Here is a 10,018-nt window from a genome sequence, read left to right on the forward strand (position 1 = left end):
AATACGCTCCACTAGAAACTCTTCATTTGTCAAACGAGGGGGATTTGAAAAAGATGATTTTAGAGGTAGGGTCATGATAAATTATGCAGATTATAAAACAATTTTGTCTTCTAAAAACAATATGAATATATATCGTGGCTGCACTCATGGTTGCATATATTGCGATTCTAGAAGTGAGTGCTATGGGATGACATATACTTTTGAAAATATAGAAGTTAAGAGAAATGCTGTGAAATTGTTTGATAAGGAACTATCTAAAAAGCGAAAAAAGTGTATGATTACAACGGGGGCTATGACAGATCCATATATACCTCTTGAAAAAGAACTAGAGAACACAAGAAAATGCCTTGAGGTTATAGAAAATCATGGATTTGGAGTATGTTTACTTACAAAATCTGATTTGATTTTACGAGATATAGATATTTTAAAAAGAATAAATCAAAAATCTAAATGTGTGGTACAAGTGACCCTTACAACATATGATGAAGACCTTTGCAGAATAATAGAACCCAACGTTTGCACAACTAAAAGGCGTTTTGAAGTACTAAAAAAAATGCATGAAGCAGGTATACCAACTGTAGTTTGGTTAACGCCTATACTGCCTTTTATAAATGATAATTGTGAAAATATTTTAGGGATTTTAGACTACTGCGAACAAGCAAAAATAACAGGTTTGCTAAATTTTGGTGTAGGAATGACTTTGCGTTATGGAAATAGAGAATACTATTACAAAAAATTAGATGAGCATTTTCCAGATTTAAAGAAGAAATATATGAGAAGATATGGCTCATCTTACGGAATTAAAAGTCCAAATAATCAAAGACTCACAGGGATAATTAAAAAGTTTTGCAAAGATAACAATATTATTTTCGGGAAAGAAGTTTTTAGTTTTTGTGCTCATTTTCCTGAGAAAAATCAGCAAATCACTTTATTTGATTGAAGTGGTATTTATAAGAAACGCTTCAATATGAGCACGTTTAGTTTGATTAAAGGTAATATCGATTTCTCAATTAGTAGCTGGAGAAAAAACCCTCCATTATAACACCAGAGTTTTATTTTATATTAAAATAAATTTAATTGGAGGTGAATTTTAGTATGGAAAATACATATAAAACATCTGAAGTAGCTAAAATAATTGGTATACACCCTAATACTGTACGTCTTTATGAAGAAATTGATTTTATACCTAAACCTGCAAGGCTTCCAAACGGTTATCGGGTGTTTACTGATGTTCATATAGAACAATTCAAACTTGCAAGAACTGCACTGAAGGTAGAAATTATACAAAATGGTTTGAGAAAAAGAGCCATTGAAATTATTAAGACCTCTGCCACTGGTGATTTTGATAAAGCAATTTATCTTACCAAAATGTATATAAATCAAATAAAAAAAGAACAAAGACATGCTAAAGAAGCAATAGTTATTGCAGAGCAGTTATTATCAGGTAGTGAGCAAGGAGAAAATAACACTTCCTTATCAAGAAAAGAAACAGCAGAGTATTTGCAAGTTTCAATTGATACTTTGAGAAATTGGGAAATGAATGGTTTGCTGATTGTCAAGCGAAAGAAAAATGGCTATAGAGTATATACAGAAGAAGACATACGAATTCTTAAAATAATTCGTACTTTAAGGTGTGCAAATTACTCCCTTTCGGCAATTTTAAGAATGCTAAATGCTCTGTCTAAAAGTTCTGAAGTGAATATTTGTAAGGTGATTGATGTACCAAAGGAAGATGATGATATTATTTATGTATGTGACACTTTGCTTTCATCTTTAAAAAATGCAGAAGAAAATGCAGAAAGTATGTTAAATAGACTTAAAAAGATGAAAAAATTTTAAACCCTCCACTTTAACACCAGACTTTGAATAGATGTTATCATTTATTTAAAGCGAAAGAAGGAGGGTGTTTATAACGTGGAAACAAGTATAAAGGTAGAAAAATTAAGCAAATCTTACGGATTTAATAAAGCAGTTGACAATGTAGATATTTATATTGGCTCAGGTGAAATATTTGGTTTGCTAGGTGCAAACGGTGCAGGGAAAAGTACTACCATTGAGTGTATTTTAGGAACAAAAAAACATGACACTGGAACAGTATCTATTTTGGGAATGAATCCTCATAAGCAACGGAAAAAATTATTTGAAAAAGTGGGAGTTCAATTTCAAGAAGCAAATTATCAGGAGAAAATAACTGTATCGGAATTGTGTGAAGTTACAAAATCTCTTTACAGGACTTCTTCAGACTATTTTAATTTATTAAAGAAATTTGGACTGTCTGACAAATTAAAAAGCCAAGTAAATGAGCTTTCTGGAGGACAAAAGCAGAGGCTGTTTATTGTTCTTGCATTGATTCCAAATCCAGAGGTTGTATTTTTAGATGAATTAACCACTGGGCTTGATACAAGAGCAAGAAGGGATATGTGGCAATGTTTCTCCGAGTTAAAATCAAAAGGCTTGACAGTTTTTTTAACATCTCATTTTATGGATGAGGTAGAAAAACTCTGTGATAAAATTATGATACTTAAAGAAGGAAAAAGCGTGTTTTATGGAACTGTTCAAGAAGCCATTAAATCCAGTCCTTATGAAAAATTTGAGGATGCATATCTTTGGTATACAGATGAGGAGGATATAGAAAATGAGAGCATTTAGGAAAATGTTTAAAACAGAAATTAAATTATCCTTAAGAGGGATGGATATGTTTATTTTTGCAATTTGTATGCCTGTTATAGTGATGGTTATTCTTGGGTTTATTTACGGTGACAAACCTGCCTTTGAAGGAGCTCAGTACTCATTTTTAGCTCAATCTTTTGGAGCAGTGGCGACTATAGCTGTTTGTGCTGGCGGAGTAATGGGACTTCCGTTAGTTATTTCTGATTATCGAAACAAGAAAATTTTAAAGAGATTTAAGGTGACACCAATTAGTCCAGCACTTATTTTAGCGGTACAAATTGTAGTATACAGCCTTTATTCCATTGTGTCACTTACCCTTGTTTATTTAGTAGCAGCCATTTTCTTTGGGTATCAACTTAGTGGTTCTTGGGTTCAATTTTTAGGGGCATATTTATTGGTGATGTTATCTATGTTTAGTATTGGTTTATTAGTGGGAGGAGTGGCCTCTAATATTAAAACTGCAAGTGTTTTAGCCAGTCTATTGTATTTCCCAATGTTGATTTTTTCGGGTGCAACCCTGCCTTATGAGGTTATGCCTGGAATGCTTCAAAGAGTAGCAGATATAATGCCACTTACCCAAGGGATTAAGCTTTTAAAAGCTACATCTTTAGGATATCCCGTTGAAAGTGTCTGGGTTCCTATTCTAATTATGGCTTTAGTGGCAGTGGTTTGTACTAGCATTTCAATTGTTTTTTTCAAATGGGAATAAGCTTAAAAGAAGATAAAGTTATTCTAATGTTCAGGTGGAGTAGAAGTTCCACCTGAACATTAGATGTTTAGCTAAAGTCAATCGAGCTTAGTTAGAATTTGGAAACTCGTCAATAACACCCAAAATATATCTAGTCAATAATGTAGAATCAGTAGAATTAATATCACCATCGCCATTTAAATCTGCAACCTCCAATGGATCTGCATCTACTGGGAACTCATCAATAACACCTAAAATATATCTGGTCAATAATGTGGAATCAGTAGAATTAATATCACCATCACCATTTAAATCACCTTTTAAAATTGTAGATTTATTTTCAACAACCCAAACTTCGTATGCTGTACCATCAACAGTAAAGTCTAGCTCTGACTTATGAATTGTATTTGGTGTTTCTGAATTATTAATTGGATTTCCATCTAACTCTAAAATAATCAAATTAGAAAGACTGGATAATGGAGAAATATCCCTTATTTTATTATTTCTCAAATTCAGCCAAATTAAATTAGAAAGATTGGAAAGCGGAGAAATATCCTTAATTTCATTATCTCTTATGTACAGCCATCTCAAGCTAGAAATAGTACCAATAACAGAAATATCACTTATTTCGGTAGCATTTAAATACAACCTACCTAAATTGGTGAGATTTCCCAGTGGAGATATATCATTTATGCTATTACCATTTAGATTGAGCACATTCAAATCAGACAAATCAGCTAATGGAGAAATATCATTTATTTCATTATAACCAAGTTCTAGTTCAACCAAATCAGAAAGGTTAGAAAGTGGGGAAATATCACTTATTTCATTACTAGTTAAATCTAGTGTAGTTAAGTTAGAAAGATTAGCAAGTGGAGAAATATCACTTACTTTAGTGCGATATATATATAGACTAGATAAATTAGAAAGACTAGATAATGCGGATAAATCACTTATACTATTACTAGAAAGAGCCAACAAATTTAAATTAGAAAGACTAGCAAGTGGAGATAAATCGCTTATTTTAGTAGAAGATAATGCCAACTTATTTAAATTAGAAAGATTAGCAAGTGGTGAAAGATCCTTTATTTCAGTTCTACTTAAATCTAGTGTAGTTAGGTTAGAAAGATTAGCAAGTGGTGAAATGTCACTTACCTCAGTAAATTCTAAATATAGCGTATTTAAATTAGAAAGATTAGCAAGTGGAGAAACATCCTTTATTTCAGTTCTACTTAAATCTAGTGTAGCTAGGTTAGAAAGATCAGCTAGTGGTGAAATGTCACTTACTTCAGTATATTCCAAATATAGTGTGTTTAAATTAGAAAGATTAGAAAGTGGTGAAATATCGCTTATTTCATTACCAGTTAAATCTAGTGTATTCAAATTAGAAAGATCAGAAAGTGGGGAAATATCGCTTATTTCACTAAAACTTAAATCTAGGGTGGTTAGGTTAGAAAGATTAGTTAGTATTGATAAATCACTTATCTTAGTACCTTTTAAATTCAGTTGCTTCAAATTAGTACAATCAGCCAAAGGTGTCAAATCATTTACTTTAGAGTATTTTAAATCTAAACTAGCTAAATTGTAACAATGAGTGAGTGGAGATAAATCAATAATTTCATGATTTCTTATGTACAGATAAGTTATATTTTCAAGATCACTTACATGTATGTTACCAGAGGATTTGTAAATTTGGTGACGAACAATAGCCTCCAAAGTTTCGCATTCAAAATCAATAATTTTGTCTGCTTCTTGTTGACTTGCAAAAACTGCACCACCTGTTGAAAACAAACATGTTGCTGACATTACAAAAACTACAATTAAAGACATCAATTTTTTTCTCATAATTAACTCCCCTTTACTTTTTATTATTTTTTGTCAGTATATCATTTTTATTTTTGGAAGTCAATGTATAAACCTTTGTTAAAAGTGTCTGAGATACCACTTTATTCATGGTTTTAGTAGTGGCTTATATTGTTATTTTAAATTGGAATAATTTTTCTATACCTAATTTAACATCTTACTTGAAAGTTGTTTTAACCTCAAATATAATTAAATTATCTTATTTATTCAAGGCAACTTAAGCTAATTGGATAAAAATAATAAATTTTATTAATATGAGTTAAAGAAAAGAGGGTAGAAAATGGCTTTAAGTGTTCAAAATTTAACAAAGAAATATGGAGAAAAAGTTGTAGTAGATAATCTTAATTTTGAAATGAGTAAACCAGGTGTTTTTGCACTTCTTGGCACTAATGGAGCAGGAAAGACAACTTCAATTCGTGTCATGCTTGGCATGCTGGCCTATGACAGTGGTGAAGTTTTATGGGAAGGAGAGCCTTTTGATGCTGTTGATATGAGTGTTGGCTATTTGCCCGAGGAAAGAGGATTGTATCCAAAGTATTCTCTTTTAGATCAATTGCTGTATTTTGCAAAGTTAAGAAACGTTCAAAAAAAAGAAGCAATGGATAAAATCAAACATTGGTCAGAACGTCTTTTGGTGGAAGAATATGTTTTCCCTCCAAAAACTAAAGGTGTTGGAAAGGGAAAGTCTAATTCTGCAGAACAATTATCAAAGGGAAATCAGCAGAAGATACAGCTAATGGCTGCATTGATTTCTGATCCTAAGTTTTTGATATTAGATGAGCCTTTAAGTGGTTTAGATCCTGTGAATACAGATCTTTTTAAAGAAATAATACGTGAAGAAATAGCGAAGGATAAATATCTTATAATGTCCAGCCATCAGATGCCGACCATTGAAGAATTTTGTTCAGATATTATTATAATGGACAGGGGAAAAACAGTTCTTCAGGGTAATCTGAATGAGATAAAAAAGGGGTATGGAAGGATAAATTTGTTTATAAAGAGTGATAAAGATATTGCACCTTATATCTCTGAGTTTGGGATTAAAATACAAAACAAAACTCCAAGTGAATACCACTTAAAGGTACAAGGTGAAGAGCAGGCCATGGCATTGCTGGCTAAATTAATTGAAGAAAAAATTCCCGTAGTGAAATTTGAACTTCGTGAACCATCATTACATGAAATATTTATTGAAAAGGTGGGAAATGTTCATGAAGATGAGTAATATATCTGGGTGGAAAGATGTCTTTACTTTTACATTAAAACAAACGCTAAAAAGCAAAGCTTTTATTATTGGCTATATCATTTTTATCGTTTTTGCACTTTTAGTTATTCCTATTATGAATTTTGTTTTAGATAGTGATGTAGAAGATGAAGATTTAATTAAAATACAAAAGGTGTATGTTTTTAATGAAACTGAAATAACAAATATAGATTTCGAGAAAGTATCTAACCTTGAAATAGCAGTGAATAACTTAAAATTTATTACTGAAAATAAAGACTATGATGATGTATTAGAACAGATTGAAAATGATGATGAACCTGTAGTTGCACTTAAAATAACTAAAGATGAGAGCAGCTACTCTTTGCACTTTACAAAGTCAACCAGTGGAATTGTTAAAGATTCTGAACTGAAACTTTTAGGGAGTGCTGTACAAGAATCCTTTGAACAGTCAATTGTTGATTATGCAGGTGTTTCGGATGAACAGTTGAAGGTTATAAGGTCAGAGGTGGGAAGCAGGGTTTATAATATAGATTCTAAGGGAAATGAAATTACTTCGGAAGATACGTCTATTTCTTATAGTGACTATTGGTTTTTATATGGAATAATATTTGTTTTATTGATGATAAATATCATGGCAAGTTCAAAAGTTGCTACTTCAATTGTGACAGAAAAATCTTCTAAGGTAATTGAGCAATTACTAACATCTATAAAACCCTTAGCTATTATTGTGGGTAAAGTTCTTGCTACTCTTAGTGCTGTATTATTGCAATTTGTATCGGTTATTATATTGGGGGTTGTTTCTAATTATATAACAAATAATTATATAAGAACTGAAAAAGAAAGCATTATTAAAGATTATATTAATCCTGATATAATTAATAACCTTGGTATTGATAACATTATGATTTGTTTGCTTATAATTGCTTTAGGATTTATTTTCTATGCTACCTTTGCAGGTCTAATAGGAGCTACTGCAAGTAAAGTAGAAGAGATAAATGAGAGTCTAGCAATATTTACTTTTGCAAGTTTAATTGGTGCCTATGTAGGCATGGGAGCAGCTGGAACACTTATGGGAGCAGGACAGAATGCCTTTGTATATTTTGCCCTTATATTTCCACTATCTTCTCCATTTATTATGCCTGGAGCTGTGTTATTGGGGAAAACCTCTAGTTTACTTATTATAATTTCAATGATAGTACTAATTGTCTCTATAACATTTTTATTTAGGTTTGCAGCTAAGGTTTATGAAACATTGGTGCTTCATACTGGAAATAGAATTAGTATAAAGGAATTGTTTAAAATAGCAAAAATCTCAAAAGGAGGGACAGGGCAATGAGAAATAATTTTCGAAAATGGACAGATGTTTATAATTTTACCCTCCACCAGGCGTTAAAGAAAAAGGGTTTTCAGGTGGTAACTATTTTGGTTGCGTTAGGATTAATTATAGCAATTGTCTTAACAAGTATTTTGTCAGCAAAACCTGATAAAAAGGATGTTGAACAGTCTTCAATCGAAAAAGTATATGTTCTTGATAAAAGTGGATTGGAAGAAACTGATTACTCAACCTATTTAGAGACCATAGATGATTTGAGATTTAAGCATATTAATTTCGAAAGTGTTTCAAATTTTTCTAGAGATCAGGTAATTGAAAAGTATATAGAAAATCCTGACGATAGCTTAGTTGTGATTATATCAGTTAGTGATGACGGATTTGAAATGGAAGGGGTTTTACTGGAAGAGTCATTTGTTTCTGAAAGAGAGGCTAGGAATCTTCTACAGGTTATGACAGAAGGGTTTGATACAAATAAAATTATGCAGGCAGGTCTAACACAGGAAAAGCTGAACATGGTTATGACACCAATTGTGACCTTTTATAGTGAAGTTGGAGAAGATACAAGTTTTATTGCTATAATGATTAAAACAACTGCACCTATGCTGTTTGGTCTTGTTTTATATTTTATGTTGTTATTTCATGGACTGACAATAAGTAAAGAGGTTTCCACAGAAAAGACATCAAAATTGGTGGAGAGTTTAATAACAAAAGTACATCCATATGCGTTGATTACTGGAAAGGTATTAGCTATTTCTTCTGTAGCTATAATTCAGTTTTTAACTTGGGTTTTTGCTGGAATAGCAGGGCTGTATGGGGGGAATGCTATAGCCCGTTTGGCTTATCCAGAGTATGAAAATTCTGTGATAACAATTATTCAAATGCTTCGTGACAATATGGGTGAAACAGCATTTTCAATTCCAGCAATTATTTTGGCACTTATTATATTTTGTGTCGGATTTTTATTTTATTGTTTTCAGGCAGGTCTGGTAGGATCTATAGTTTCAAGGCCTGAGGATTCGGCTTCTGTTCAAAATTTGTTCCAGCTCCCAATTATAGTTAGCTGGTTAACTTGTTATTTGGCAGTTATTATGGAAAAAGAAAATATAATAAGGGTGGCAAGATATATACCTTTTACAGCACCATTTTGTACACCTATTGATTTAGTTATAGGCAATATGGGACTTGTGAATGGTTTGATTTCAGCATTGATATTGATTTTGTTTTCTATTGGTACAATTGTGTTATCAGCAAAAATTTATAAAGGTTTGGTTTTATACAATGGTCAAAAAGTAAGTTTTAAAACTATTATTAATACGCTTAAGAGTTAAACATTTTCCCACTTTAATTTTTCTAATGATTGGTTGATAGATTAAATGGAAGCAATAATAAACTTAAGAGTATAATTGTTATAAACATGCAGCTTAAAGTTTTAGAGTTCACTGAAGGATATAATTGGATAATACTGTTTATTGATTTTGCTATATTAGTGTGGTAATATAAAAATATAATACTTGATTTGAAAGGAAGATGAGTGGTATGAGGAAAAGGAGTTATTACAGGCATATTTTAATGCGGTATCCTCATGCCATGTCGGACTTTTATAAATTAGAATTTTTAAAGACCCTGTGACTTTTTGTGTCATGGGGTTTTTTTGTACTAACTATTAAAGGAGGGAATTTTAAATGTTGGCAGGGAATACTATAGTGCTTGATGAAACAACTGTATTTAAAAGCTTAGGGAAAGGAGAACTTTCATTTGAAAACGTTTTTAATGAAATTTTGAATTATATAGAAGCTGATAAAAATAGTTCATATAAAATATCTATAGGAACAGATTCTCAGGTTGTCAGCAAGACTCTTTTTGTAACATGTATTCACGTTCATAGAGTTGGAAAAGGAGCGATAGGCTTTTTGCACAAGAGTGAATTGGCAAGACCTATTAAAAACTTACGTGAAAAAATATATATGGAAACTTGTATAAGTCTTCAATTAGCTTATTTGTTTGATGAAAAAAAGATTAATAGAATATATAGTTCATTAGACAAAAAAGGAATAACATTTGAGTTTCACATAGATATAGGAAGAAAAGGCGAAACTAAAGTACTTATAAATGAGATGGTAGGTATGGTTAAGGGACTTAATTTTATTCCAAAAATTAAGCCAGACAGCTTTTGTGCCAGCTGCTTTGCAGACAGACATACAAAAGCTATATGAAACAAGTTTTTTTGATTTTTACAAGAACT

General features: G+C 31.5%; 9 protein-coding genes. 8 read left to right on the top strand and 1 reads right to left on the bottom strand.

Annotated features, from left to right (window positions below; all coding sequences use genetic code 11):
* The first annotated feature begins 73 nt into the window (after nucleotides 1–73).
* The 4 genes from RBH29_RS16545 (at nucleotide 74) to RBH29_RS16560 (ending at nucleotide 3,379) form a co-directional block, all read left to right on the top strand.
* The gene (locus tag RBH29_RS16545) at nucleotides 74–940 is read left to right on the top strand and encodes an SPL family radical SAM protein (protein ID WP_306698116.1); all 867 of its coding nucleotides are present in this window, start codon (nucleotides 74–76) and stop codon (nucleotides 938–940) included.
* A 155-nt stretch (nucleotides 941–1,095) separates the two neighbouring features.
* Nucleotides 1,096–1,839 (top strand): MerR family transcriptional regulator, encoded by a 744-nt coding sequence (locus RBH29_RS16550; RefSeq protein ID WP_306698108.1) that lies wholly within the window; start codon nucleotides 1,096–1,098, stop codon nucleotides 1,837–1,839.
* A 75-nt stretch (nucleotides 1,840–1,914) separates the two neighbouring features.
* Entirely contained in the window at nucleotides 1,915–2,649 is a 735-nt protein-coding gene (locus RBH29_RS16555) for an ABC transporter ATP-binding protein (protein ID WP_306698109.1), read from the top strand.
* Nucleotides 2,636–3,379 (top strand): ABC transporter permease, encoded by a 744-nt coding sequence (locus RBH29_RS16560; protein ID WP_306698110.1) that lies wholly within the window; start codon nucleotides 2,636–2,638, stop codon nucleotides 3,377–3,379. The genes RBH29_RS16555 and RBH29_RS16560 overlap by 14 nt, the downstream gene beginning before the upstream one ends.
* A gap of 87 nt (nucleotides 3,380–3,466) precedes the next feature.
* Here the strand turns inward: RBH29_RS16560 and RBH29_RS16565 are convergent, their stop codons facing one another.
* Entirely contained in the window at nucleotides 3,467–5,203 is a 1,737-nt protein-coding gene (locus RBH29_RS16565) for a leucine-rich repeat domain-containing protein (RefSeq protein WP_306698111.1), read from the bottom strand.
* A gap of 298 nt (nucleotides 5,204–5,501) precedes the next feature.
* On the opposite strand from RBH29_RS16565, the gene RBH29_RS16570 reads away from it, so the two are divergent.
* From RBH29_RS16570 to RBH29_RS16585, 4 genes are all read left to right on the top strand, one after another.
* Entirely contained in the window at nucleotides 5,502–6,443 is a 942-nt protein-coding gene (locus RBH29_RS16570) for an ABC transporter ATP-binding protein (protein ID WP_306698112.1), read from the top strand.
* Nucleotides 6,430–7,779 (top strand): ABC transporter permease, encoded by a 1,350-nt coding sequence (locus tag RBH29_RS16575; protein WP_306698113.1) that lies wholly within the window; start codon nucleotides 6,430–6,432, stop codon nucleotides 7,777–7,779. Before RBH29_RS16570 ends, RBH29_RS16575 begins: the two co-directional genes overlap by 14 nt.
* A complete protein-coding gene (locus tag RBH29_RS16580) occupies nucleotides 7,776–9,104 on the top strand; it encodes an ABC transporter permease (protein ID WP_306698114.1) in 1,329 nt (442 codons plus the stop codon). Before RBH29_RS16575 ends, RBH29_RS16580 begins: the two co-directional genes overlap by 4 nt.
* Nucleotides 9,105–9,458: 354 nt before the next feature.
* On the top strand, nucleotides 9,459–9,989 hold the full coding sequence (locus RBH29_RS16585; RefSeq protein ID WP_306698115.1) for a ribonuclease H-like YkuK family protein: 531 nt from the start codon (nucleotides 9,459–9,461) through the stop codon (nucleotides 9,987–9,989).
* Nucleotides 9,990–10,018 lie beyond the last annotated feature (29 nt).

Origin of the sequence: Herbivorax alkaliphila, from assembly GCF_030848475.1 — a bacterium.
Lineage (GTDB): Bacteria > Bacillota > Clostridia > Acetivibrionales > Acetivibrionaceae > Herbivorax.